This window comes from Lysobacter sp. Soil_C_15 (assembly GCF_057657315.1).
This window is the reverse complement of record NZ_JBDGIR010000010.1, coordinates 84,073-108,755: the sequence shown is the minus strand read 5'-3', so window position 1 is coordinate 108,755 and position 24,683 is coordinate 84,073. Positions and strand designations below refer to the sequence as shown.

At 68.3% G+C, this 24,683-nt stretch carries 24 protein-coding genes and 1 tRNA gene; 7 read left to right on the top strand and 18 right to left on the bottom strand.

Annotation, left to right across the window (positions count from 1 at the left end; genetic code table 11):
- Nucleotides 1–8: 8 nt before the first annotated feature.
- From AC3A57_RS19950 to grxD, 10 genes are all read right to left on the bottom strand, one after another.
- Nucleotides 9–521 (bottom strand): pilus assembly PilX family protein, encoded by a 513-nt coding sequence (locus tag AC3A57_RS19950; protein ID WP_487580503.1) that lies wholly within the window; start codon nt 519–521, stop codon nt 9–11.
- 8 nt (nt 522–529) lie between these two features.
- Nucleotides 530–1,774, bottom strand: a complete 1,245-nt coding sequence (locus tag AC3A57_RS19945) for a PilW family protein (protein ID WP_487580502.1) — start codon at nt 1,772–1,774, stop codon at nt 530–532.
- Complete coding sequence (gene pilV / locus AC3A57_RS19940) at nt 1,771–2,256, bottom strand: type IV pilus modification protein PilV (RefSeq protein WP_487580501.1); 486 nt, start codon at nt 2,254–2,256, stop codon at nt 1,771–1,773. The genes AC3A57_RS19945 and pilV overlap by 4 nt, the downstream gene beginning before the upstream one ends.
- Nucleotides 2,253–2,792: a GspH/FimT family pseudopilin gene (locus AC3A57_RS19935; RefSeq protein ID WP_487580500.1), complete on the bottom strand. Its 540-nt coding sequence runs from the start codon at nt 2,790–2,792 to the stop codon at nt 2,253–2,255. Before AC3A57_RS19935 ends, pilV begins: the two co-directional genes overlap by 4 nt.
- A gap of 469 nt (nt 2,793–3,261) precedes the next feature.
- Nucleotides 3,262–3,338: transfer RNA gene (locus AC3A57_RS19930), tRNA-Asn, on the bottom strand.
- Between the two features lie 90 nt (nt 3,339–3,428).
- A complete protein-coding gene (gene ppnN / locus AC3A57_RS19925) occupies nt 3,429–4,811 on the bottom strand; it encodes a nucleotide 5'-monophosphate nucleosidase PpnN (RefSeq protein WP_221673402.1) in 1,383 nt (460 codons plus the stop codon).
- A 204-nt stretch (nt 4,812–5,015) separates the two neighbouring features.
- Nucleotides 5,016–8,246, bottom strand: coding sequence for a TonB-dependent receptor (locus AC3A57_RS19920; RefSeq protein ID WP_487580499.1), 3,231 nt, complete (start codon nt 8,244–8,246; stop codon nt 5,016–5,018).
- Nucleotides 8,247–8,692: 446 nt separating this feature from the next.
- Complete coding sequence (locus AC3A57_RS19915) at nt 8,693–9,289, bottom strand: YhgN family NAAT transporter (protein WP_221673404.1); 597 nt, start codon at nt 9,287–9,289, stop codon at nt 8,693–8,695.
- A complete protein-coding gene (locus AC3A57_RS19910) occupies nt 9,286–10,032 on the bottom strand; it encodes an SDR family NAD(P)-dependent oxidoreductase (RefSeq protein ID WP_487580498.1) in 747 nt (248 codons plus the stop codon). The genes AC3A57_RS19915 and AC3A57_RS19910 overlap by 4 nt, the downstream gene beginning before the upstream one ends.
- Entirely contained in the window at nt 10,029–10,349 is a 321-nt protein-coding gene (gene grxD, locus AC3A57_RS19905) for a Grx4 family monothiol glutaredoxin (RefSeq protein WP_064748363.1), read from the bottom strand. The genes AC3A57_RS19910 and grxD overlap by 4 nt, the downstream gene beginning before the upstream one ends.
- A gap of 189 nt (nt 10,350–10,538) precedes the next feature.
- Between grxD and AC3A57_RS19900 the strand changes: the two genes are divergently transcribed.
- Nucleotides 10,539–11,117 carry a superoxide dismutase gene (locus AC3A57_RS19900; protein WP_064748362.1) on the top strand — a complete coding sequence of 193 codons (579 nt, stop codon included), beginning with the start codon at nt 10,539–10,541 and terminating at the stop codon, nt 11,115–11,117.
- Nucleotides 11,118–11,257: 140 nt separating this feature from the next.
- The gene (locus AC3A57_RS19895; protein WP_487580497.1) at nt 11,258–13,159 is read left to right on the top strand and encodes an esterase/lipase family protein; all 1,902 of its coding nucleotides are present in this window, start codon (nt 11,258–11,260) and stop codon (nt 13,157–13,159) included.
- A 207-nt stretch (nt 13,160–13,366) separates the two neighbouring features.
- Here the strand turns inward: AC3A57_RS19895 and AC3A57_RS19890 are convergent, their stop codons facing one another.
- Together AC3A57_RS19890 and purE are read right to left on the bottom strand one after the other, a co-directional pair.
- The gene (locus tag AC3A57_RS19890) at nt 13,367–14,506 is read right to left on the bottom strand and encodes a 5-(carboxyamino)imidazole ribonucleotide synthase (protein ID WP_487580496.1); all 1,140 of its coding nucleotides are present in this window, start codon (nt 14,504–14,506) and stop codon (nt 13,367–13,369) included.
- Complete coding sequence (gene purE / locus AC3A57_RS19885) at nt 14,503–15,027, bottom strand: 5-(carboxyamino)imidazole ribonucleotide mutase (RefSeq protein WP_487580495.1); 525 nt, start codon at nt 15,025–15,027, stop codon at nt 14,503–14,505. The genes AC3A57_RS19890 and purE overlap by 4 nt, the downstream gene beginning before the upstream one ends.
- Before the next feature lie 64 nt (nt 15,028–15,091).
- Between purE and AC3A57_RS19880 the strand changes: the two genes are divergently transcribed.
- From AC3A57_RS19880 to AC3A57_RS19870, 3 genes are read left to right on the top strand one after another with little or no spacing between them, the layout of a single operon-like run.
- Complete coding sequence (locus tag AC3A57_RS19880) at nt 15,092–15,361, top strand: Trm112 family protein (RefSeq protein ID WP_221673410.1); 270 nt, start codon at nt 15,092–15,094, stop codon at nt 15,359–15,361.
- Nucleotides 15,358–16,236: a carboxylating nicotinate-nucleotide diphosphorylase gene (gene nadC, locus AC3A57_RS19875; protein ID WP_487580494.1), complete on the top strand. Its 879-nt coding sequence runs from the start codon at nt 15,358–15,360 to the stop codon at nt 16,234–16,236. The genes AC3A57_RS19880 and nadC overlap by 4 nt, the downstream gene beginning before the upstream one ends.
- Before the next feature lie 41 nt (nt 16,237–16,277).
- Nucleotides 16,278–16,601 carry a DUF3301 domain-containing protein gene (locus AC3A57_RS19870; RefSeq protein ID WP_487580493.1) on the top strand — a complete coding sequence of 108 codons (324 nt, stop codon included), beginning with the start codon at nt 16,278–16,280 and terminating at the stop codon, nt 16,599–16,601.
- A gap of 400 nt (nt 16,602–17,001) precedes the next feature.
- Here the strand turns inward: AC3A57_RS19870 and AC3A57_RS19865 are convergent, their stop codons facing one another.
- The 6 genes from AC3A57_RS19865 to AC3A57_RS19840 form a co-directional block, all read right to left on the bottom strand.
- Nucleotides 17,002–17,484, bottom strand: coding sequence for a ClpXP protease specificity-enhancing factor (locus AC3A57_RS19865; protein ID WP_487580492.1), 483 nt, complete (start codon nt 17,482–17,484; stop codon nt 17,002–17,004).
- A 101-nt stretch (nt 17,485–17,585) separates the two neighbouring features.
- Complete coding sequence (locus AC3A57_RS19860; RefSeq protein WP_221673414.1) at nt 17,586–18,221, bottom strand: glutathione S-transferase N-terminal domain-containing protein; 636 nt, start codon at nt 18,219–18,221, stop codon at nt 17,586–17,588.
- 184 nt (nt 18,222–18,405) lie between these two features.
- On the bottom strand, nt 18,406–19,182 hold the full coding sequence (locus AC3A57_RS19855; protein ID WP_221673415.1) for a cytochrome c1: 777 nt from the start codon (nt 19,180–19,182) through the stop codon (nt 18,406–18,408).
- A complete protein-coding gene (locus AC3A57_RS19850; RefSeq protein WP_221673416.1) occupies nt 19,175–20,434 on the bottom strand; it encodes a cytochrome b in 1,260 nt (419 codons plus the stop codon). Before AC3A57_RS19850 ends, AC3A57_RS19855 begins: the two co-directional genes overlap by 8 nt.
- A 3-nt stretch (nt 20,435–20,437) precedes the next feature.
- Nucleotides 20,438–21,049 carry a ubiquinol-cytochrome c reductase iron-sulfur subunit gene (gene petA, locus AC3A57_RS19845; protein ID WP_487580491.1) on the bottom strand — a complete coding sequence of 204 codons (612 nt, stop codon included), beginning with the start codon at nt 21,047–21,049 and terminating at the stop codon, nt 20,438–20,440.
- A gap of 297 nt (nt 21,050–21,346) precedes the next feature.
- Complete coding sequence (locus tag AC3A57_RS19840) at nt 21,347–22,351, bottom strand: lytic transglycosylase domain-containing protein (RefSeq protein ID WP_487580490.1); 1,005 nt, start codon at nt 22,349–22,351, stop codon at nt 21,347–21,349.
- 152 nt (nt 22,352–22,503) lie between these two features.
- Between AC3A57_RS19840 and miaB the strand changes: the two genes are divergently transcribed.
- Together miaB and AC3A57_RS19830 are read left to right on the top strand one after the other, a co-directional pair.
- Nucleotides 22,504–23,931 carry a tRNA (N6-isopentenyl adenosine(37)-C2)-methylthiotransferase MiaB gene (gene miaB, locus AC3A57_RS19835; RefSeq protein ID WP_487580489.1) on the top strand — a complete coding sequence of 476 codons (1,428 nt, stop codon included), beginning with the start codon at nt 22,504–22,506 and terminating at the stop codon, nt 23,929–23,931.
- Between the two features lie 25 nt (nt 23,932–23,956).
- Entirely contained in the window at nt 23,957–24,454 is a 498-nt protein-coding gene (locus tag AC3A57_RS19830) for an N-acetyltransferase family protein (protein WP_487580488.1), read from the top strand.
- The last annotated feature ends 229 nt before the right edge of the window (nt 24,455–24,683 follow it).

The following is a 24,683-nucleotide window of genomic DNA, read 5'->3' as shown; positions in this document are numbered from 1 at the left end:
CGTTACCCTCAGGGCACGAAAATGGTGTCGATGACGGCGTCCGAACCCGGGTTCGCGCCGCGGTCCACGGCGTAGGCCGTGACCTGGAAGATCAGATTGGTGTTCTCGCTGATCGGCGCGGTACCCATGCCGATGCCGCTGCCGCCAGACACGCACTCGTCGATGCGGCGGGTATAGCTGAGTTTGGCCGGCAGCGGGTTGGCGTACTTGAGCGTTTCCGCCCAAGCGGACGGATCGAAGCCGGCGGTGCAGACCGATTCGTCCAGATCGATGGCTTCGGCGCCGCCGCTCTGGACCTGACGCTGCAGGTCGCTCTCCCTGCCGCGCGCGCGGCCTTCGGCGTTCTGGAACGCCATATTGGTCGAGCGGTAGCTGGCGGTCATGCGTTCCTGCAAACCGGTCACCTGCATCGCGGTAATGCCGATCAACGCCAACAGAATCAGCATGATCAGGGCGACGTACAGCACTGCGCCGCGCTGGGCGCGGAGCGATGCGAGCGGGCGGGTACGGATCGTGTTCATGGCGGGCCTCAGTTTCCGTACAGCCGGTTGCGCAGAGCGATATTGGTTTCGTACACGGTGCGATAGCGCTGATCGTTCGGCAGGGTGAGCTGGGTGCCGAGCGAACGCGGCGCGGCTGTACGCTGCTGGGCCGCTGCCGGGTCTGTGCTGCGGATCAGTAGACCGACCTGCATGCCGCCGACGCGCTGCCAACCGCCGCTGCTGTCGTTGGCCGGCAGCAAGTTCGCCGCGGTGCGTACACCGTCGATGATGCCGGTGGGGGGATTGGCCGGATTGGTGACAGTGTCCTGAGCGAATAGCAACTGCATGTTCTCGACGCTTTCGACGATCTCTTCGGCCAAGCCGCCGTCCAGCGACACGGCCGTCGCGCCCGGCGCCGCGTCGAACCGAGCGCGGTACAAGGTCGGTTCGTCGCTCGTAATGCCGCTGTCCACCCGCTGTTTCAGGCCGACGTAGTAGACGAAGCTCTCGGCGCGATAAAGCCGCGCCTGGCCCGAAGCGAAGGTGTCCGAACCGTCGAAGGCGATCTGGTTGACGCCGTTATTGCGCACGCTGATGACCTTGGCGCCGGCCACGTCGGTGACCGAACTGGCCTGAAACAGCACCACAGAACGGCAGTCGGCGATGCCGAACAGCCCGGGGTTGGTTACGTTGCGAGTCAATACGCCCCATTGGGTCGCCGCAGGATTGACCCGGATCGTCGCCGGGTTGCCGGTGGTGAAACCGGTGACCTCCGCGCTTTCGGGCGAAAGGAAGCGCAGCACGAGAATGTCGCTGCCGCGAATAGGCTTGGGGTTCAGCGCCCCGAAGAACTCGTTGCTCAACGCCGGCACCCAGTCGGCGGCGGTACCGAGAACCGGCGTCGCGGTCAGGTTCACGGTGTCGGCCGGTCCGGTATTGCGCGCTTCGTAGCCCCGAACCGAGTAGTCGAAGCGCAACGGCTCGCGATTGGCCGGAATGGTCGTGTAGTTGCTGCGGTCTGACAGAAACAGTTCGCCGAACATGCCGTTGCCGGCATAGAAGTGCGCCTGGTCGGACACACAACCGAAATGGCCGCTCATGCGTGCGTCGCGCTGCAGCGCGTCGATCGCGAAGCGCGAGCTTTCCTGGGTTCGTGCCAAGCCCTGGGCCAACTGATAGGACGCCCGCGAAGCCGAGAAAATCTCGACCAAGCCCAGCAGCAGCAGGCCGCTGAGCAGCAGGGCGACCATCAACTCGATCAGCGACAGGCCTTGTTGCAGTCGTAGGCTCACAGCGCGCTCTCCATAACGAATTCGGTGCCGGAACCGATCGCGCTCCAGCGCTTGTCGTCGTCCCAGCGGATCGCGATGCGAACCGTCTTGTCGGCATTGACCGTGACCGTGGCGACGGCGGATTCGCCGAGCGCCTCGCGCATGCGACAGGTGAACGCCGCCTTGCGGTCGTCCGGGGTCAGCTTGTTGATCCGCGCGCAGCTGGCGTTAGCCGCCGCCGACGAGGCGTTGTAGGTGCCGCCGTACTTGGCCGCCAACAATCGGTTGGAGCGAATGTCGTCGAGCAGGTCGCTGGACAGGTTGGTGGCGACGGTGCGTTGATTGGCGCTCTGCGACAGACGCAGATTGGTCGCCTGCAGCATCGCCAGGCCGAGCAAACCCAACCCCAATACCAACACCGCCATCAGGACCTCGATCAGGCTGAGCCCTCGAGACTTGCGCGGCAACGACGGCAGCCGACGGCGCGAAGACGGGCGATTCATGAGCATACCCCCTTGGTCACGCTGGTGCGGCCGATACGGCTGATATCGATGGTGCGCCGGTTATACGTGCCCGACTTGCAGACCGACGCTTGCAGGCTCATGACCGGCGACGGCGCCGGGGCGGGCGTCGTCGTCATCCGGCCACGATCGTCGAAGCGGATCTCCAGCGGCGGCGCTGGACTGACACTGAAGCGGATTCCCTGCTGCGGCTCGATGTAGCGCTTGACCTCGCCCGGGTTCAAAGCGTTGTTGCCGTTCTCGTCGGTCCAGACGATCAGCCCGACGTTCTCTCCGGTGCCCCAACCGGCGGCGCAGCCGGTGCCGTTCGTGCTCGGACAGATGCGGCCGCTGCTTTTGCTGCGCAGCGCCTCGGTCCGAGCCAGATTGATGGTGGCCAGCAACTGGTTGGTCGCGGTCGACACCCGGTTGGATCGGATGGATTCGGTAAAGCTCGGCAAAGCCAGGGCGAGCAGGATCGCGGCGATCCCGATCGTCACCATCAGCTCGATCAGCGTGAAGCCGGCGGCACGGCGCATGTGCGGTTCTCTTCCCCAGAGGACAGCGAAGATGCTAACAGTCGGAATTACTTGGAAAACCCGTCGCACCGACGAGCGGTCGGGCTGGGTCGGCCAATGGTCCGAGGGGGAAAAATATTCCGACCGGCGTCACGTCCGGAGGGGCGACCGGTACCGCCTGCCGCGCCGCCGGCGGCGATTGCGCGGGCAGCCCTCTCGTTGCGGGACTCGGCACTCGGCACTCGGCACTCGGGACTCGGGACTCGGGACTCGGGACTCGGGACTCGGGACTCGGGACTCGGGACTCGGGACTCGGCCAAGAGCATCGGCCACTTCGACTTGGGAAATCGAATCTTTCGCGCGGTGTCGACCGGCGATCGTCAGGCCCGACCCGGAAACCTGAGCCCGAACCGACTCCCGAATCCCGAACCCCGAGTCCCGAAAAAGAAAAAACCCCGCATCGCTGCGAGGCTTTGTCTTTACTCGAATATGGCGCCCGAAGTTGGACTCGAACCAACGACCCCCTGATTAACAGTCAAGTGCTCTAACCGGCTGAGCTATTCGGGCGGGGCTGCATATGATGCTTATTGAACGGCCCGGCGTCAACACTCAAATGAGAAATGAAGCGTCGACGCCGGAGCCCGGCATGATACCCGTTCAGGTCACCACGCGATAGCAGGGACGGTACTCGCCGGCGATCTTCATCCGGCGCTGCTCGACGAACGCCCGCAGCAGCGCGTCCAGCGACTGCATCATGTCCGGGTCGCCGTGGATTTCGAACGGGCCGAATTCCTCGATCCGGCGCATGCCGTCCTCCTTGACGTTGCCGGCGACGATGCCGGAGAACGCCCGGCGCAGGTCGGCGGCCAGTTCGTGCGGCTTGCGGCCGTGGTGCAGGTCCAGCGCGGCCATCGCCTCGTGGGTCGGGACGAACGGCTTCTGGAACTCCAGCGGGATGTCGACCGACCAGTTGAAGAAGAACGAGTCCTTCTGCTCGATCCGGTACTCGCGCACCCGGCGGATGCCGGTGCTCATGCGCTTGGCCACCTGCTCCGGGTCGCCGACCACGATCTCGTAGCGCGAGGTCGCCGCCTCGCCCAGGGTCAGGCGCAGGAACTTGTCGATCTGCTCGAAATACGGGGCCGAGGCGGTCGGGCCGGTCAGGATCAGCGGGAACGGCAGTTCGGCGTTCTCCTCGCGCAGCAGGATCCCGAGCAGGTAGAGGATCTCCTCGGCGGTGCCGACGCCGCCCGGGAACACGATGATGCCGTGGCCCATGCGGACGAAGGCCTCCAGGCGCTTCTCGATGTCCGGCATGATCACCAGGTGGTTGACGATCGGGTTCGGCGATTCGGCGGCGATGATGCCCGGCTCGGTGATGCCGATGTAGCGCATGTTGCGGCGGCGCTGCTTGGCGTGGGCGATGGTCGCGCCCTTCATCGGCCCCTTCATCGCGCCCGGGCCGCAGCCGGTGCAGATGTCCAGGCCGCGCAGGCCCAGCTCGTAGCCGACCTGCTTGGTGTAGATGTACTCGTCGCGCGAGATCGAGTGGCCGCCCCAGCAGACCACCAGGTTGGGGTCGGCCGGGTGCAGGATGCGGGCGTTGCGCAGCAGGCCGAACACCGAGTCGGTGAGGCCGTCGCTGCTGCCCAGGTCGCGGCCGCCGCCCTTGCCGAGCTCGATCGCGGTGTAGGCCAGGTCGCGGACCACCGCGAACAGCAGTTCGGCGACGCCACGGATGATCTCGCCGTCGACGAAGGCCATCGCCGGGGCGTGGCGCAGGTCGATCCGCACGCCGCGGTCCTGCTGATGGACCTCGATGTCGAAATCGGGGTAGAGCTCGCGCGCGGCGCGCGGGTCGTCGGAGGCGCTGCCGCTGGTCAGCACGGCCAGGGCGCAGCGGCGCAGCAGGTCGTGCATGCCGGTGGACGCGTCGCGCAGGCGCGCGACCTCGTCGCGGGACAGGACGTCGAGTCCGCCCTTGGGGTAGATGCGGGCGTTGACCGTCGGCAGGACGGCCGTGGCGGGGGTTGCGGTCATTGCGTTTTTCTCTGCGTTTTCATCGATTAGTGGGAAAGGACTCTAGCAGCTTGTCCGCGGGACTGCGGGAGCCGCGCCCGCCGCCGGACCGGTCCGCGGCCGTGCCGCCCCACCCTGCCCGGCCGCGGAATCGGCGGCCCCATAAAAAGAAAACGGCCGGAGCATCGCCCCGGCCGTTCTCGTTCACGCCAGATACCGCAAAAATCAGAAGCGGTAGTGGAAGCTCAGCTGAGCCGCCCAGCGCGAAATGCCCTTCTCGTCGTAGATCTGTTCCGGATCGGGCTTGGTGAAGCGGTAGACGTACTTGCCGGTCGCCGGATCGACGCCGCCGTAGTCGACGATGCCGCGCATGCCCGGGAAGGCGACTTCTTCGACCTGTCCCCAGTCCTTGTTCAGCAGGTTGCCGACGTTGAGGATATCCAGCGCGAGCTCGGCCTTGTGGCCTTCCCAGAAGCCCGGGAATTCCTGGGCGATGTGCAGGTCGAACTGGTTGACCCACTTGCCGCGGACGGCATTGCGCTCGGCGACCTGGCCGGCGTGGCTGCGCATGTACTCGTCGCCGTTGAAGAACGCCCAGAACGCGGCCTCTTCGGCCGGGTTGCGGAACAGCACGTCGCCCGGGCCCTTCGGGATGTACAGCAGGTCGTTGAAGCGGCCGTCGCCGTTGGCGTCGTTGTCGAAGGCGTAGCTGTACGGACGGCCCGAGCGGCCTTCGTAGAACAGCGACACGGTGGTCTTGTTGTCGCCGAAGAAGGCGTGCTTCCAGTTGATCGCCGCGGTGAAGCGGTCGCGGATCTCGTAGCTGGAGCGGGCCGACACTTCTTCGTTGGCCTGGAACACGGCGACGTTGCCGAGCTGCGAGCTCGAGGTCGAGCTGGTCAGCGGGCTGACTTCGTCGGCGTGGGTGTAGGTGTAGGCGACGCTCCACGACCAGTCGCTGTTGTTGAACGGCTTGCTCAGCGACAGGGTGAACTGCTGGCTTTCGCCCTTGCTGGTCTGGCGGGCGATGATCGCGTCGTTGTACGCGGTGCGGCGAAGGGCTCGGGCGTTGGTGCGGCTGTTGGTGCACGACGACCCGTTCAGGCCGGTTTCGCGCAGGCAGGCCACGCCTTCGGCGTTCCAGCTGGTCGCGGCCAGGCCGTTGGCGTCCCAGTAGATGTTGCGGCCGTCCTGACCGGTCTTGGTCGCCGCACCCAGGTTGAGCTGCTGGTAGTACAGCGCGTCGTTGACCGAGGTCACGACGGTTTCGGCGCTGGCGACGATGCCGTACCAGGGCAGCTCGGTTTCGAACGCCAGGTTGGCCTTCCACACCGACGGCAGGTTCAGGTCCTTCTCGATGAAGTCGACCGACTGGGTCGCGCCGGCGGCGCCGCCGGCGGCGTTGACCAGGCCGAGCTGCGCATCGGGGTTCGGGCTGAAGCCGTTGATGCCGTTGGTGAACACGTAGTCGGTGTACGACAGGCCATTGTTCGAGTACGGGTTGGCCAGCCACACGGTCGGGGTGCCGCCGCGGAACAGGCCGATGCCGCCGCGCAGCTGGGTCGGGCGCTCGCTGTCGAAGGTGTAATTGAAGCCGAAGCGCGGCGCCCACATGTCGGTGCCGTCGATGTTGTTGTCGTTGCGCACGCCGAACAGCGCCGAGGCGGTCGGGTTGAACGTCGGCTTGTCGTCGACCATGGCGCGGTCGTAGCGGATGCCGAAGGTCAGGCTCAGCTTGTCGTTGACCGCCCAGGTGTCCTGCACGAACAGGCCGAGGTTCTTCTGGGTGAACTCGGCGGCCATGTTGTCGAGCTGGCCGCCGGCCGGGTAGAACAGCTGGTAGCGGCTGGAACGGCCGGCGCGGTAGTCGGCCGGGCTGTTGAAGGTGTAGACGCCGTTGACGCGGCGGCCGAACAGGTTGTAGACCTCGTTCGACTCGTAGTCGGCGCCGAACTTGACGGTGTGGTCGCCCAGGAACAGGTTGCCGGCGAAGAACGCGTTCCAGGTCTTGGTCTCGAGGACGTTGGCGTGGGTGTTCTCTTCGGTGCCCAGGTTCAGGGTGTTGCTGCCGAAGCGGACCGCGATCGCCGGCAGGTCGAAGCGCGGGCTGCGCACGGCCGAGTAGTCGCGGTAGGAGACCTTGGCTTCGGTCGAGAACACGTCGGTCCAGTCGCTGAACAGCTGCGCGGTGTAGGTCTTGAACTCGAAGTCGTTGATGTAGTGGTACGAGTTCAACGCCAGCGAGTTGGTGCCGAAGCCCTGCAGGAACGCGGTGCTCTGCTCGCTCTTGGCGTAGCGGAAGTTGGCGCGGTGCTGGTCGTTGATGTTCCAGTCGAACTTGATGCCGTATTCCTCGCTCTTGGTGTCCAGCGAGGGCAGGCTCAGGTCGCCCGGATCGAAGCCGTAGACGCTCTTCGACGTGGCGATGACGTCGTCGATCTGGGCCTGGGTGATGTTGACGATGTTGTTGGCGCCCGAGCCCGGAGGACCGAAGCTGGAGTTGCCGGTGAACACTTCCTTGCCGGTGTACTTCTCGTAGTTGACGAAGAAGAACAGCTTGTCCTTGACCAGCGGGCCGCCGAAGGTGCCGCCGTAGGTCGACTCGTTGTCGAACAGCTGCGGGCGCACGTCGTTCTGGTTCTTGCCCGACCAGTCGTTGTCGCGGTACACGCCGTACAGCGAGCCGTGGAATTCGTTGGTGCCCGACTTGGTCACCGCGTTGATCACGCCGCCGGTACCGCCGGAGATGGTCACGTCGTAGTTGGCGACGTCGACCGAGACTTCGTCGACCACGTCCATCGAGAACGGCTGGCGCGGGGTCGGCAGGCCGTTGCCGCCGAGGCCGAACGAGTCGTTGGTGCTGATGCCGTCGACGCGGATCACGTTGTAGCGCGGGTTCTGGCCGCCGACCGAGATCTCGTTGCGGGACTTGTCGGTCAGCACGACGCGCGGGTCGAGGCGGACGAAGTCCTGCAGGTTGCGGTTGATGGTCGGCATCGACTCCAGCTGTTCGCGGGTGATGGTCGAGCCGGCGCCCATCTTGGTCGAGGAAAACACTTCCGAACCGCCCGCGGCGATCGCCTGCACGGCGTCGAGGGTGGTGACCGAATTGTTCAGCGCGACGTCGACTTCGTTGACCTTGTCGAGGTTGAGGAACACGCCGTCCTGGCTCGCGGTGCCCGCGCCTTCCTTGTTGATGACGACCGTGTACGGACCGCCGACGCGCAGACCGCGCGCGTTGTAGCGACCGTCGGCACCGGTGACGGCGCGGCTGACCGTGCCCGACTCGGTGTGGGTGATGGTCACTTCGGCGCCGGTGACGGGCTGGCCGTCGGCACCGAGAACGCGACCGGCGATGCCGGCGGAGGTGCTCTGCGCGAATACCGGCGCAGTGGCGAGGACGGCGAGCAAGCCAAGCGTGAGCTTGGACGTGCGGACGCGGTTGCGATGGGTCATTACTATGGCCTCGGTACGTGGAATGCGTGGCGGAGTTTCGGGCCGGCGCGGCTTTGCGCCGCAGGCCGAGCCCTGAGGTTCTTCTGGCTAGCCCCTACCCGGGCGGCGGCACAGTACGTCGCCGTCGGGTTAACAGCAGTTTAACAGGCTAGGAGGGGAGTGTGACAGCGACGTGACGCAGTTCATGCCTTGTCACACGGTGACCGTGGTCAAAGCTGAACCGGCAAGTGCCGCAAAGTTCGGGGAAAAACCGCAAATTCGGGCCAAGAAACCAGCCGCGACAGGGACTTAGCGCCGCGCAGGGCAGCCGCGCCCTGGCCGCCCCGAGCGTCCCGGGGCGCTTGCCGCCACGTTGGAATGGGCCCCGAGGACCACCGAATCGCGGACGCCCGGTCCGCCCTGCCGGACCCGATTGGACCTGGCCTGGCCGCGCGTCCCGCCGCCGCTCAGGGCGGCGAGATCTGCAGATACGTCCCCAGCCCGTCGAGAAACATCTGCACCGAGATCGCCACCAGGAGCATGCCCATGAGGCGCTCGATCGCGATCAGCGCGCGCCGGCCGAGCAGCTTGTACAACAAGGTGGCCGAGAACAGGATCGTCGCGGTCGCGCCCCAGGCGATCAGCAGAGCCAGGCTCCAGTCGCCCAGGCGCGCCGGGTCGTTGCTGCCCATCAGCATCACCGCGGCCATGCCCGAGGGGCCGGCCACCAACGGAATGGCCATCGGCACGATGAAGGGCTCGCCGTCGGGCAACTCGCCCATCAAGCCTTCCGGCGGCGGGAAGATCATCCGGATGCCGATCAGGAACAGGACGATGCCGCCGGCGATCGACACCGACTCCTGGCGCAGGTGCATCAGCTCCAGCGCGTACTTGCCGCCCCACAGGAACATCATCAGCACGCCGAGCGCGATCAGCAGCTCGCGCGCCAGGACGATGCGCTGGCGCTTGGGCGGCAGCCCGCGCAGCAGGCTGAGGAACACCGGGATGTTGCCCAGCGGGTCCAGGATGATGAAAAGCAGCAGCGCGGCCGAGGCGATGGTCATGGGGTCGGCGTCCAGATCCGCCCCCGATGTTCGGCGCCGGCCGGCGACAGCAGGGTCACCGCGGCGGCGGCGTAAGCCGCCGGCTCGCGCGCGGCGCGGTCGTTCTCTTCGACGTAGGCGCGGGCGCGCAACGGCGTGCGCATCGGCCCGGGGCGCAGCCCCGACACCCGCACGCTCGAGTTGCCGAGCTCGGCATGGAGCATGCCGACCAGGGCCGCCAGCCCGTGCTGGGCGGCGCCGTAGCCGCCCCAATAGGCCTGACCGACCCGCTGCGGGTCGTCGACGGCGAACACCAGCGCCGCGTCCTGGGCCCGCGCCAGCAACGGCAGGCAGGCCTGCGACAGCCACCACGGTGCGGTCAGGTTGACGTGCACGGCGCGCGCGAACGCGGCCGGGTCGGTCTGCATCAGCGGGGTCAGGCCGGGAAAGTCGGCGGCGCAGTGCAGCACGCCGTCGAGCCGGCCGAGCTCGGTTTCGATCCGCGCCGCCATCTCGGCGTAGTCGTCCGGCTGCGCGCCTTCCAGGTCGAGCGGGTACAGCAGCGGCTCGGGGCCGAGCCGGGCCAGCGCATCGTAGACCCGGTTCAACTTGGCCGGCTTGCGGCCGAGCAGGACCACGGTGGCGCCGGCCTGCGCGCAGGCCGCCGACGCGGCCGCGCCGAGGCCGCCGGCGGCGCCGGTGACGAGCACGACGCGGCCGGCCAGGGCCGGCGCCGGCGCGGGGCTGGCGGCGCTGGAACTCACTGCGACTGGGTCTCGCTGATCATCCGCGCCAGTTCGCCCGACTCGTACAGCTCCAGGGTGATGTCGCAGCCGCCGATCAGCTCGCCGTGGATGAACAGCTGCGGGAAGGTCGGCCAGTTGGAGTAGCGCGGCAGGTTGGCGCGGATTTCCGGATCTTCCAGCACATTGACCGTGTGCAGCGAGGTCGCGCCCGCGGCCTTGAGCGCCTGCACGGCGCGGCTGGAGAACCCGCACATCGGGAACTGCGCGGTGCCCTTCATGAACAACACGATCGGATGGGCTTCGACTTCGGCCTGGATCCGTTCCATAACGGACATGGGTACTGCTCCTGCGAAAGCGGGTTGCCGACTTTGACGGTTCGGCAACCCGGCGTGGGGATAGAATATGAATTGTAAGCCTTCAAGGCGTCGCGCAGGCGGCCGTCCGGGAACTCCATCGTCCCGGGACCGGAACGCCGGCCGCGTCGCCCCCCGCTAGCCAGCCCCCTCGACTCCTGGAGCCCGCCAATGGCCATCGAATTGCCTGCCCTGCCCTACGACCGCACCGCGCTGGAACCCACCATCTCGGCCGAGACCATCGACTTCCACTACGGCAAGCACCACAAGGCCTACGTCGACAATCTCAACAAGATGATCGAAGGCACCGAGTTCGCCTCGCTGTCGCTGGAAGAGATCATCAAGAAGTCGCAGGGCGGCATGTTCAACAACGCCGCCCAGATCTGGAACCACACCTTCTACTGGAACTGCCTCTCGCCCAAGGGCGGCGGCGAGCCGACCGGCAAGCTGGCCGAGCTCATCAACAAGGCCTTCGGCGACTTCGCCAAGTTCAAGGAAGAGTTCACCAAGACCGCGATCGGCACCTTCGGTTCCGGCTGGGCCTGGCTGGTGCAGCGTCCGGACGGCTCGCTGGGCCTGGTCAGCACCCCCAACGCGGCCACCCCGCTGACCGGCGAAGACACCGCCCTGCTGACCTGCGACGTGTGGGAGCACGCCTACTACATCGACTACCGCAACGCCCGCCCGAAGTACGTCGAGGCGTTCTGGAACCTGGTCAACTGGGACTTCGTCGCCGCCAACCTGAAGTAAGCGCGCGCGGTCCGCAGCATCGGGACGGCCGGGGCGACCCGGCCGTCTTTTTTTGCGCCGCCGTCGATCGCCAGACCGGTTCCGCGCCGGCGTTGCGTTGCTGGATATGCACGCATCGCCGCCGCAGGAGCCCGCACGCCATGAACAGGATCGGCCGCAGCCACCGCATCGGCCGCAACGCCCGGACGGCAGCGCGCGGCGTCTTCGCCGCCGCACTCGCCCTGGGCCTGGCCGCCTGCCCCGGACCCAAGCCCGCGCCCGGTCCCGACCCGGGCGGCCAGACCGCGCAGGCGCCGGCCAACACCACCGACCCGCGCTGGATCCGCCAATCCCAGCCGCGCGCCAAGATCGCGGTGGTGTTCGTCCACGGCATCTTCGGCGACACCCTCGGCACCTGGACCCATGCCAACGGCGCGCGCTTCTTCGACCTGTTGAGCGGCGCGCCCGGGGTCGGCGACAAGGTCGACACCTACGCTTTCGGCTTCACCTCGCGCATGTTCGGCCAAGGCTCGCAGGACATCCGCGAGGCCTCGCTCAAGCTGCACGAATACCTGCAGTACCACGGCGTGACCGAGTACGACACGGTGGTGTTCGTCGCCCACAGCATGGGCGGGCTGGTGGCGATGCGCGAGCTGATCTCGCACCCGGAGCTCAGCGCCAAGGTGCCTTTGCTGATGTTCTACGCCACTCCGCAGGAAGGCTCGGAGATCACCCGCATCGCCAAGCACGTGGTCGCCAACAACGCGATCCGGCAGATGCTGCCGGCCGACGGCAACGACTACCTCAAGCAGCTCAGCGACGACTGGACCGGACTGAAAGCCGCCGGCCGGGCGCCGAAGGTGATCTGCGCCTACGAGACCATGAAGACCCACGGCGTGCTGATCGTGCCCTGGACCAGCGCCACCCGCTTCTGCGACGAGGCCCCGCCCGGCATCGCCGGCGCCGACCACATCAGCATCGTCAAGCCCGACCGGCAGGAGCACGAGTCGGTGGTCAAGCTGGTGAATGCCTTGCGCCGCTATGCGCTGCCGCGGCTGGAGGCCTCGGCCTGGGATACGCCGGACTTCGTGCCCGAAGCGGACGGCTGGAGCTACGTGCTGCAGCGCGCCGACGACCTCAACCACGCCGGCCTGGTCAACAAGAGCGCGACCAGCCAGAGCTATCGCATCGCCCTGCCGCAAAACTCCAAGCTGTGGATCTCGCCGGAAACCACGCCCAAGCTGATCCCGGCCGGCGGCCGCGAGGACCTGCGCCTGTTCGTTTACGGCGCGCCGCAGCCGGAGTACCGCTTCACCCTGCAACTGGCCTCGCAGCCGGAGCGCACGGTGGTGGTGCGGATCCCGGACCTGGCCGCGGCGCAGGCGGCCAAGGCGCAGCGGCTGGAAACCACCGCCGAGGCGATCAACGCCCGGATCGAAGCGTCCGACGGCGGCGTGGCCTTCCAGGACTTGCCCGACCAGGCCAAGTGGCAGGCCGTGGCCGAGGCCGCGCAGGCCTCGATCGCCGCCGAGCGTCCGGACCTGCCGGCCGGCGCGCGCTGGGTCGCCGCCGCCGACACCCTGTCGGAGCTGGGCATGCTCGACTCTTCGGTCGCCGCCCTGCGCACGGTCGAGCGACGCTACCCCAGCGTGGCCAAATCGGTCGCGGTCAAGCAGGTCGCGGCGCAGATCTCGGCCCAGTCCGGCCGCGACGACGTACCGGTGGCGCCGAAACCGGGCCCGGACCTGCCGCCGCGCGAACGCCCGGCCGGCGCCGCGCCGCGCCCCGACACCGCCCCGCGCCCCGAGCCGCGACGCGACCCGGTCGTGGCCGCACCCGCCGTGATCGCACCCACCGTCGCCGCCACACCGGCGGTGCGCGAACTGTCGGTCAAACTGCAGTCGATCCCGGCGACCCGTCGCGAAGGCCTGTCGCTGCAGGGCGACCTGCTCAAGGCCCAGGGCGACGCCGCCGGCGCCGCGCGCGCCTACTCGGAAGCCAAGTCGATCCGCGCCACGCCCCTGCTCGACGCCAAGTTGCGGCAGGCCGGGGATGGGGAATAGGGAATCGTTGAAGCGATAGCGTGGCCGGAGGCGCAAGGGGCGCACGAATGCGCAACGCCGCTCCGACTATTCCCTCATTCCCCAATAGGCCGGGAATGGGGGATGGGGAATCGTTGAAGCAAGCGTGGTTGAACGGTGCCAGACGCACGAACGCGCAGCACCGCTTCAACCATTCCCTATTCCCTATTCCCCATTCCCACCCTGGCCTCAGGCCAAGGCGAGAACCACCGGCTCGACCTGGTCCTCGCGCCCCAGCGCAGCGCCGACCCGGCGCAGCGCTGCGGCCAGCTCGGCCGGATCGTCGGCGCGCAAGGTGGCGTGGCCGACCTTACGCCCGGCGCGCGCGGACTTGCCGTAGTCGTGCCAGTGGCCGCCGGCCTCGGCCAGCACCGGCGCGGCCTCGGGCATCGCGCCGATCCAGTTGAGCATGCAGGCCTGGCCGAGCATGCGCGTATCGCCCAGCGGCAGGCCCAGCACCGCGCGCAGATGGTTCTGGAACTGCGAGGTCTCGCTGCCTTCGATGGTCCAGTGGCCGGAGTTGTGCACCCGCGGGGCGAGCTCGTTGGCCAGCAGCACGCCGTCGCGGCAGAACAGCTCCAGCGCGAACACGCCGACGTAGTCCAGCGCCTGCGCCAGCTTGCCGGCGTGGGCGATGGCGGTCGCGGCCAGCGCATCGTCGACCCGCGCCGGCGCCAGGCTGGCCGAGAGCACGCCGTCGACGTGCCAGTTTTCGGTGATCGGCCAGGCGCGGAACTCGCCGTCGCGGCCGCGCACCGCGACCACCGACAGTTCGCGCTCGAAGCGCACGAAGCCTTCCAGGATCAGTCCGACCTTGTCGGCCTGCGCGCCGAGCGCGTCCCAGGCGGCGTCGAGGTCGGCCGGAGCCTTGATCCGGAACTGGCCTTTGCCGTCGTAGCCCAGGCGGCGGGTCTTGAGGATGCAGGGCGTGCCGATCCTCTCCACCGCGTCGATCAATTGCTCGCGGGTATCGATCGGGGCGAAGTCCGGCACCGGAATGCCGAGTTCGCGGAACAGGGTCTTCTCGGCCAGGCGGTCCTGGGCCACGGCCAGCGCGCGCGGGCTCGGGAACACCGGCCGGCGCTCGGCCAGCCAGTGCGCCGATTCGGCCGGCACGTTCTCGAAATCGAAGGTCGCCACGTCGATCTTGGAGGCGAACTCGTCCAGCGCCGGCTGGTCGGTGTAGTCGCCCACCACCATCGGCGCGAACTGGCCGGCGCAGGCGTCGGCGGTGTTGTCCAGGACCAGGAAACGCAGGCCCAGCGGCGCGCCCGACAGGGCCAGCATGCGGGCCAGCTGCCCGCCTCCGAGGATGCCGACGGTGGTCATCGGCGCGGGTCGTCGTTGGCCAGCACCTCGTCGGTCTGGCGGGCGCGGAACGCGCTCAGCGCGGCGCCGATCGCCGGATACTCGGCGGCCAGCAGCGCGGCCGCGAACAGTCCGGCGTTGGCCGCGCCGGCGTTGCCGATGGCGAAGGTCGCCACCGGGATGCCGGCCGGCATCTGCACGATCGACAGCAGCGAGTCCATGCCGTTGAGGGCCTTGGACTGCACCGGCACGCCGAGCACCGGCAGCGCGGTCTTGGCCGCGAGCATGCCCGGCAGGTGGGCGGCGCCGCCGGCGCCGGCGATGATCGCGCGCAGGCCGCGCGCGGCCGCGGTGTCGGCGTATTCGAACAACACGTCCGGGGTGCGATGGGCCGAGACCACCCGGACCTCGTGCGGGACGCCCAGCGCCTCCAGCTTGGCGACGGCGTGCTGCATGGTCTCCCAGTCCGAGCGCGAGCCCATGACGATGCCGACCAGCGGCGGCGGAGCGGACGGGGGGGCGGAACTCTGGGCTGGGGACATGGGACGTGCCTTGGCGCAAAGACGTATTCTAACGCCCTGTCCCGTCGTACCGGCACCGCACCGTATGGATCGCAAATTGCTCGACCTGCTCGTCTGCCCGACCACCCGCCAGCCCCTGCTGCCCCTGGATGGCCGCGGCCTGCAGGCCTTGAACGCGGCGATCGCCGCCGGCGCGGTGGTCCGCGGCAGCGGCGACGCCCAGACCCAGACCCAGCGCGAGGCGCTGATCACCCGCGACCGCAAGATCGTCTACCTGGTCGACGACGGGATTCCGCTGCTGGATGCGGAGAACGCCATCGCCGCGGCCCAGATCGACGGCCTGCCGGCGGCATGAGCGCCGCCCACCGCGACCTGGCCCCGCCGCCGGCGGGCGAGATCGAGGCCGACGTCGCCGACGCCCTGGCCGAGGACCTCGGCCCCGGCGACGTCACCGCCTCGCTGCTGCCCGACGCCGCCGACAGCGCCTACCTGCTGTGCAAGGAGGACGCGGTGGTCTGCGGCCGGCCCTGGTTCGACGCCTGCCACCGCGCGCTCGACCCGGACGTGGTCATCGACTGGCGCGTCGCCGAGGGCGACCGGGTCGCCAAGGGCACGGTGCTGGCGACCCTGCAGGGCCGCGCCCGCGCCCTGGTCAGCGCCGAGCGCGCCTCGCTGAATTTCCTCCAGACCCTGTCCGGCACCGCCACCGTTACCGCCCGCTACGTCGAGGCGGTACGCGGCACCGGCACCCGCATCCTCGATACCCGCAAGACCCTGCCCGGCCTGCGCCTGGCGCAGAAATACGCGGTCCGGGTCGGCGGCGGGGTCAACCACCGCATCGGCCTGTACGACGCGGTCATGCTCAAGGAAAACCACGTCCGCGCCGCCGGCTCGCTGACCGCGGCGATCCAGGGCGCGCGGGCGCGCTACCCGCAGCTGCCGCTGATCGTCGAGGTCGAGACTCTGGAACAGTTGCGCGAGGCCCTGGAGCAAGGCTGCGACCGGATCCTGATCGACGACTTCGACGCAGCGACCCGGCGCGAAGCGGTGCGCATCGCCCGCGCCGCGCCTCATTCCGGGCGGATTCCGCTGGAGGTGTCCGGCGGCGTGGACCTGGACGGCCTGCGCGCGATCGCGCAGGACGGGGTCGACTGCATCTCGATCGGCGGCCTGACCAAACATGTGCGCGCGATCGACCTTTCGCTGAAACTCGGTCCGCCGCCGAGCTGAACCCCCTTGGCTTCGCCCCTCGCCGCCGCCACAACTGCGCCATGCCTACCCTGATCCTGCTGATGATCTTCGGCGCCGCCGCCTTCGCCTTCTGGAGCGCCGGCCGCGCCGCCGCCGAACGCGCCGAAGCGGTCGGCCGCGACGCCTGCCGCGCCGCCGGCGTGCAATGGCTGGACCAGAGCGTGCACGCCACCGGCCTGCGCCTGATCCGGCGCGAAAGCGGCTGGCTGGGTTTCGAGCGCACTTTCCGCTTCGACTATTCGATCGACGGCGAAGACCGCCATGTCGGCCGCCTGGTGCTGCGCGACGGCCGCCTGATCGCCTTCAGCGGCCCGGTCGCACGCGCGCCGGCATCGCTGCACTGAGCCGCCGGCTCTGTGCAGGAGCGGCGTAAGCCGCGACAGGGGACGCGCAGGCAAGCCAGCAACAACATTCCCCACCGGCGCCGCGCTTCCAGGCTAGGAGCGGCGCAAGCGGCGACAATCGCAGCGACGTACGCAAGCGCAGCGCCCGAAGCCCGGGCGCGCGAGCGCTATGCGCCCTCACCTCGGCTGGCGCGATTGCGAAAGGTCGGGAACCCCATCGCTTCGGCCGCCGCCGCTCTTGGCCCAAGCAGATCCCTGCGGACGCCGCTCTTCGAAGCGGCGCCGCCGGCTCCGATCGACAGCGGCGAGGTTGTTCTTCTGCGCATCCCGTGGTCGCGGCTCACGCCGCTCCTACAGAAGCGGCCGAAGGCTGCGGCGCGAGACGGCCGTTGCAGCGCGCTTATTTGACGATGCGCAGGTGGCCGCCGCGGCGCGGCGTGGGCGGCTGCGGGCCGTCGTCGTCGCCGCCGTCGCCGGGGTCGTTCGGCACCGCGGTCAGCGGCGGCGGCGCGGTCTCGGCGCCCTCGCCCTCCGGGCCCGCATCCTCCATGCCGACGTCTTCGGGCAGAGCCATGCCCTGCCCGGTTTCGCGGGCGTAGATCGCCAGCACGGCGCCGACCGGCACCGAGACCGGATGGCTGACGCCGCCGAAGCGAGCGCTGAAACGGATCACGTCGTTGCCCATTTCCAGGTGCGAGACCGCGCGCGCGGCGACGTTGAGGACGATCTTGCCGTCCTTGACCGCGTGGGTCGGCACCTGCACCGCGGGACGGGTCGCGTCGACCAGCAGATGCGGGGTCATGCCGTTGTCGGCGATCCACTCGTACAGCGCCCGCAACAGATAAGGGCGGTGGCTGGTCATCGTCGAGCTGCTTTCGGTCATGCCGGCATTTTAGCCCCATGCCGGCATGCGCGACGAGGCGTCGGCGGCGAAGGCCCCGATCCGGCACCGCGGCGCGACCGGCGCCCGCGGCGCCGGGGGCCTCAGACCGGCAGGTCGCGCAGGCGGCGCTCCTGGTCGGTCAGGCTGCGGCCGAAGCCGGGGCTGCGGAAGATCCGGTTGCCGTAGTCCTCGATCGCCTTGCCGTCCTTGGGCAGGGCCACGTCCAGCGAGGGCAGGCGCCAGATGATCGGCGCCATGGCGCAGTCGGCCAGGCTCATCTCGGGGTTGAGGAAGAACTTGCTGGCCTTGAACAGCGGCACCGAGGCGGTCAGCAGTTCCTTGAGCCGCTTGCGCGCGGCCTCGGCCTGGACCTTGTTGCCCATCTGGATCGCCTGCACCTGCGGCACCCAGTCGTGCTCCAGGCGCAGCATGGCCAGGCGCAGGCGGGCGCGGGACAGCGGATCGACCGGCATCAGCGGCGGGTGCGGGTAGCGTTCGTCCAGGTACTCGCTGACCACGCTGGCCGCGTACAGGACCAGGTCGCGCTCGACCAGGGTCGGCACCGAGTGATAGGGATTGAGGTCGACGAGATCTTCCGGCGGATTCTGCGGGTCGACCGGAATCAGGTCGTAGCTGACGCCCTTGGCCGCCAGGACCAGGCGGACACGATGGCACAGCACGCAATCGGTGGACGAAAACAGAGTCAGGGCATTACGCATACGGGGGCTCGCCGCCATCATCGACCTCTCCAGCGACCGGAATCCGCCAGTCGCAAGACGCCCTCCACCCGCTGTGGAAGGTCGTCACGGCCTCGAGCCCGTGCCTGGTTCTGCGCCCGTCCGCATCCTCGCCGGCGGCTCCCCGGCCGCTGCGAAGACGGAAAGCCCGCGCCTTGCGGCCCGGGCTTTTCGCTGGACGGGATCAGTGCTCCACGTCGCGCCAGTACTCGGTCTTCAACAGATACGCGATGAAGGTGAACAACGCCAGGAACAGGATCACCCAAACGCCGATGCTCTGGCGCTTGAGCGCGGCCGGCTCGGCGGCGTACTCGAGGAATGTGGTGATGTCGCGCACCGCGGTCTTGAAGCCCTGCTCGTCGAGCGAGCCGGGCTGGGCGACCTTGAGCGCGTGGACCGGACGCTCGCCGGTGGTCTTGTCGGGTTCGCCGAACTCGGCGTGCTGCAGTCCCTGCAGCTCCCACAACGGGTTCGGCATCGAGGCGTTCGGGAACAGCTTGTTGTTCCAGCCCAGCGGACGGGACTCGTCGAGGTAGAACGAATTCAGGTAGGTGTAGACCCAGTCGCTGCCGCGCACGCGGGTGATCAGGCTCAGGTCCGGCGGCATCTTGCCGAACCACTGGTTGGCGTGTTCCGGGGTCAGGCTGACCTGGATCTGCTCGCCGAACTTGGCGCCGGTGAAGTTGAGGTTCTTCATCACCTCGTCTTCGCTCAGGCCCAGGTCCTCGGCCATGCGCGAATAACGCAGGTACTTCAGCGAGTGGCAGCCCGAGCAGTAGTTCATGTACAGCTGGGCGCCGCGCTGCAGCGAGGCGCGGTCGCTCAGGTCGGTGCCCGACTGCATCAGGTCGCCGCCGCCGGAGGCGAAGGCGGTGGCCGACACGAGCAGGCCGGCGGCGAAGGTGGCGAGCTTCTTCACGATGCGGTTCTTCTTCAAGGACGGCTGGCTGGTCTTAGTCATGCATCGTCACCCGTTCCGGTACCGGCTTGGTCTTGTCCAGCTTGGTCCACAGCGGCATGGTGATGAAGAAGGCGAAGTACAGGAAGGTCAGCACGCGGCCGATGATGGTTTCCACCGGGTCGGTGCCGGGGCCGGCGCCGATCTTGCCCAGCCACAGGAAGCACACCGCCAGCACGCCGAGCATCAGCTTGGTGATCCAGCCGCGGTAGCGGTGCGACTTGACCTTGCTGCGGTCCAGCCAGGGCACGAAGAACAGCACCGCGATCGCGCCGAACATCACCAGCACGCCCGACAGCTTGTGCGGAATCACCCGCAGCATCGCGTAGTACGGGGTGTAGTACCACACCGGCTTGATGTGCTCCGGCGTCACCAGGCGGTTGGCCTCGGTGAAGTTGTCGTGCTCGAGGAACCAGCCGCCGAAGGCCGGGGCGAAGAAGATGATGAAGGCGGCGATGATCAGGAAGAAGCCGACCCCGACCAGGTCCTTGACCGTGTAGTAGGGATGGAACGGAATGCCGTCGGCCGGCTTGCTCGGATCCCAGCGGTTGCCCTTCGGGCCGTACTTGATGTCGACGCCGTCGGGGTTGTTGGAACCGACCTCATGCAGCGCGCCCAGGTGCAGCACGACCAGCAGCAGCAGCACCAGCGGCAGCGCGATCACGTGCAGGGCGAAGAAGCGGTTGAGAGTCGCGTCGCCGGGCAGGTAGTCGCCCATGATCCATTCGGTCAGGCCGTTGCCGATCACCGGGATCGCGCCGAACAGCGAAATGATGACCTTGGCGCCCCAGAACGACATCTGGCCCCACGGCAGCACGTAGCCCATGAAGGCTTCGGCCATCAGCACCAGGTAGATGAACATGCCCAGGATCCACACCAGCTCGCGCGGCTTCTGGTACGAGCCGTAGATCAGGCCGCGGAACATGTGCAGGTAGACGACGATGAAGAACAGCGAGGCGCCGGTCGAATGCATGTACCGGATCAGCCAGCCCCACTCCACGTCACGCATGATGTACTCGACCGAGGCGAAGGCCTCGGCCGCGCTCGGCTTGAAGTGCATCGTCAGGAAGATGCCGGTGACGATCTGGTTGACCAGCACCAGCAGGGCGAGCGAACCGAAGTAGTACCAAAGATTGAAGTTCTTCGGCGCGTAGTACTCGGTCATGTGCTTGCGGTAGACCGGCATCATGCCGGGCGCGCGGGCGGTGACCCAGTCGAACACGTTGTTGGCGGTGCGGGTGAGGATGTTGGCCATGGCTTACGCCGCTCCCTTCGGGTCAACGCCGATCACGATCGTGGTGTCGTTCTCGTAGTGGTGCGGCGGCACCAGCAGGTTGGTCGGGGCGGGAACGCCCTGGAACACGCGCCCGGCCATGTCGAAGCGCGACTTGTGGCAGGGGCAGAAGTAGCCGCCCTTCCACGCCGGATCGAACGGCTCGGGACGGATCTCGGCCTTCATCTCCGGCGAGCAGCCCAGGTGGGTGCACAGGCCGACCAGCACCGAGATGTCGGGCTTGATCGAACGCAGCTCGCCCTTGATGTAGTCGGGCTGCTGGTCCTTGTTGTCCGACTTGGGATCGCGCAGATGCGAGTCCAGGGTCGGCAGCGCGTCGAGGATCGCCTTGGAGCGCTTGACGATCCAGATCGGCTGGCCGCGCCACTCCAGGACCAGGCGCTGGCCCTCGGCCAGCGCGCTGATGTCGGCCGTCACCGGAGCGCCGGCGAGCTTGGCGCGCGCGCTGGGGTTCCAGGACTTGATGAAAGGCACCGCCGCAAAGCCGGCTCCGACTGCGCCGACCACAGCCGTGGTCGCGGTCAGGAACCGACGCCGGCCCGTGTTGATAGGATCGTGGACCCCTTGGTTGGCCATCCGGCACTCCGCAAAACTGCAGTTCGAAGTTACGCCGCGAAGACCTGCACCAGGAGCGACTACTTGTACCACTGGCGAAAGGCTGGCGGCTCAAAAGACAGGGAAGTGTAGCGGAACCGTTAAGGGCGCGACAATCGGCCCTATTGCGAAAATCTCCACCGCCCACACCGGTGCGCCCGTACCCCGCCCCGGCGGCGACCGGCGACCGCCGCGAGCGCGACGCGAAACGCGGTAAATCCCAGGGGAAAACCCCGTTTCCCGGGCTGCCGCGCCGGCGTCCCCGCGGCCCGGCCAGGCTCAGCGCGCCACGGTCGCCGCGGCACGGTAGCGTTCGGCCAGCACCGCCACCCGCTGCACGTAGCGCTGGGTTTCGCTGTACGGCGGCACGCCCTTGTACTTGTCGACCGCGCCCTCGCCGGCGTTGTAGCCGGCCGCGGCCAGAGTCAGGTTGCCGTTGAAGCGCTTCAGCAGCCAGGCCAGGTACTGCACCCCGCCCTGGATGTTCTGGCCGGCGTCGAAGGCGTTGCCGACGCCGAACCGGCGTGCGGTCGCCGGCATCAGCTGCATCAGCCCCTGCGCGCCGACCCGCGACATCGCGTTCGGGTTGTAGGCCGACTCGGCGTGGATGATGGCGCGGACGATGGCCTCTTCGACCCCGTGCTGGCGCGCCGCCGCGGCGATCTCGTTGGCGTAGGCCTCGGTGTTCAGGCGCAGGGTGCCGAAGTTGACCCCGGGCCGGGCCGCGCAGGCGAAGCAGGTCTCGATGAAGGAATAGCGGATCGTGCGCACCGCGGTGGCGCTGGCCAATCCCTTCGGCCGCTTGCTGGTGTAGTGGCGTACGCCGTCCTTGATATAGGAGTAGACCTGGCCCTGGACCAGCCGGGTCGGCGCCGCCTGCGGCGCGGCCGCGGCCGGGGCCGCCGGCGCGGCCGTCGGGGCGATCGCCTTGGCGGCGTCGGCGGCGGTCGCGGCGGCCGGCGCAGCGGGCTTGAGCCCGGCCGCGGTCATCATCGCCGCGGCGCCGCTGTAGGTCGCCGGCGGGTTGTTGTTGACCGTCGCCGGGGCGCCGAGTGCGGCGACGCTGGCGGCCGGCGGCGGCGCATACGCCACCGGCGCCGGATTGCGCGGCCGGCTGGCGCGGCTGGTGTACTGGCTGGCGACCACGCAGGTCTGGCCCTTGGGCTTCTTGCTGACGTAGCTGCGCTCGCCGGCGGCGTTCTCGCAGCGCCAGACGGTGCCGGCCACGGCCGGCGCCACGGCCAGCAGACAAGCCAACCCCAACAGTAGTGAGCTCCCCCTCATGGCGGCGAGTGTCCTCTGCCGCGCCCGAACTGCCAAGTCTTTGATACTGAAACGTGACCGGCGGCGCGGACAGGGCCCGCCGAGCCCCGGTTACGGCTACACTGGCGCCCCCTTCCGGCGCGGACTAACCGCCGCCCTCCCCGGACCGAACCATGACCGACCTGCACCCCCTGCCCACGGCGCCGGCCGCGGGCGCCGCCCGGCCGTCCACGCCGGGGGCCAAGAAGCTGTTCATCGAGACCCACGGTTGCCAGATGAACGAGTACGACTCGGCCAAGATGGCCGACGTGCTCGCCGCCAGCGACGGCCTGGAACTCACCGACGACGCCTCGCAAGCCGACGTCATCCTGATCAACACCTGCTCGATCCGCGAGAAGGCGCAGGAGAAGGTGTTCAGCCAGCTCGGCCGCTGGAAGCAGCTCAAGCAGGGCGAGCGCCCGGTCATCATCGGCGTCGGCGGCTGCGTCGCCTCGCAGGAGGGCGCGGCGATCGTCAAGCGCGCCCCGCACGTCGACCTGGTGTTCGGCCCGCAGACCCTGCACCGCCTGCCCGAGCTGATCCGCGCCAAGCGCGAGACCGGCCTGCCCCAGGTCGACATCAGCTTCCCGGAGATCGAGAAGTTCGACCGCCTGCCCGAGCCGCGCGCCGAAGGTCCCAGCGCCTTCGTCTCGATCATGGAAGGCTGCAGCAAGTACTGCTCGTTCTGCGTGGTGCCCTACACCCGCGGCGAGGAGGTCAGCCGGCCGTTCGAGGACGTACTGGTGGAAGTGGCGCAGCTGGCCGGCCAGGGCGTGCGCGAGATCAACCTGCTCGGCCAGAACGTCAACGCCTATCGCGGGCCGATGGCGCCGGGCGAGGACGGCGGCGAGGCCGAGGTCGCCGACCTGGGCCTGCTGATCCGTACCATCGCCCAGATCGACGGCATCGACCGGATCCGCTTCACCACCTCGCACCCGCTGGAGTTCTCCGACTCGCTGGTCGAGGCCTACCGCGACGTGCCGCAGCTGGCCAACTACCTGCACCTGCCGGTGCAGGCCGGCAGCGACCGGATCCTGGCGGCGATGAAGCGCGGCTACACCGCGCTGGAGTTCAAGCAGAAGATCCGCAAGCTGCGCGCGGTGCGTCCGGACATCTCGATCTCCTCGGACTTCATCGTCGGCTTCCCCGGCGAGACCGAGGCCGATTTCGACAAGACCATGAAGCTGATCGAGGACGTCGGCTTCGACCAGTCGTTCTCGTTCATCTATTCGCGCCGCCCGGGCACTCCGGCCGCGGACCTGGAAGACACCGTCTCCAACGAGGAAAAGCACGCGCGCCTGTCGCGCCTGCAGGCGGCGATCAACGCCAACGCCGCGAAGATCTCCCAGGCCATGGTCGGCAGCGTGCAGACGGTGCTGGTCGAAGGCCCCTCGCGCAAGAACCCCAACGAGCTCACCGGCAAGACCGAGAACATGCGTTCGGTGAACTTCCCCGCTCCGCCGCGGCTGATCGGCCGGTTCGTCGACGTGCTGATCACCGAGGCCATGTCCAACTCGCTGCGCGGCCGGGTGCTCACCGACCAGGACCGCGACGCCGCCTGACCCAGCCTCGAGGAGACCGCTGCGCATGGATCGCGACTTCAACATCCGCGAGATCGGCCCCGACGAATTCGAACGCGTCTGGCCGATCTTCCGCGAAGTGCTGGCCCGCGGCGAGAGCTACAACTACCCGGCCGAACTGTCGCTGGAAAAGGCCCGGCAGATGTGGACCGCCCCGCCCTACCGGAGCTTCGTCGCCGAGGGCGACGACGGCGAAGTACTGGGCTGCTACAAGCTCGGCCCGAATTACGCCGGCCGCGGCGACCATATCGCCAACGCCAGCTACATGGTCGCCGAGCGCTACTGGGGCCAGGGCATCGGCGCGGCGCTGTGCTCGCATTCGCTGACCCAGGCCAGCCAGGCCGGCTACGCGGCGATGCAGTTCAACTACGTGGTCAGCACCAACACCGCCGCGGTCAACCTGTGGCTGAAGCACGGCTTCGAGATCGTCGGCCGGGTGCCGAACGCGTTCCGCCACGTCTCGCTGGGGTTGGTGGATGTGTTCGTGATGTATCGGGCTTTGTGAGGCGGGACTCGGGACTCGGAACTCGGGACTCGGGATTGGTAAAAGCAAGAGCGGTTCGCGTCGCTGAGGCAGCACACTTGTTGCCTGCCTGCTCCTGAGCTCGCCCTATGCGATGCCGCCCCCTTGTCTGCCGTCATTCCCGCGAACGCGGGAATCCAGGGCTATTCGTGCGAGAGCGCTGGAGGCCTCCTGGCGCGCGGCCATCGCCTGCCGGAGACACACGGCGCGC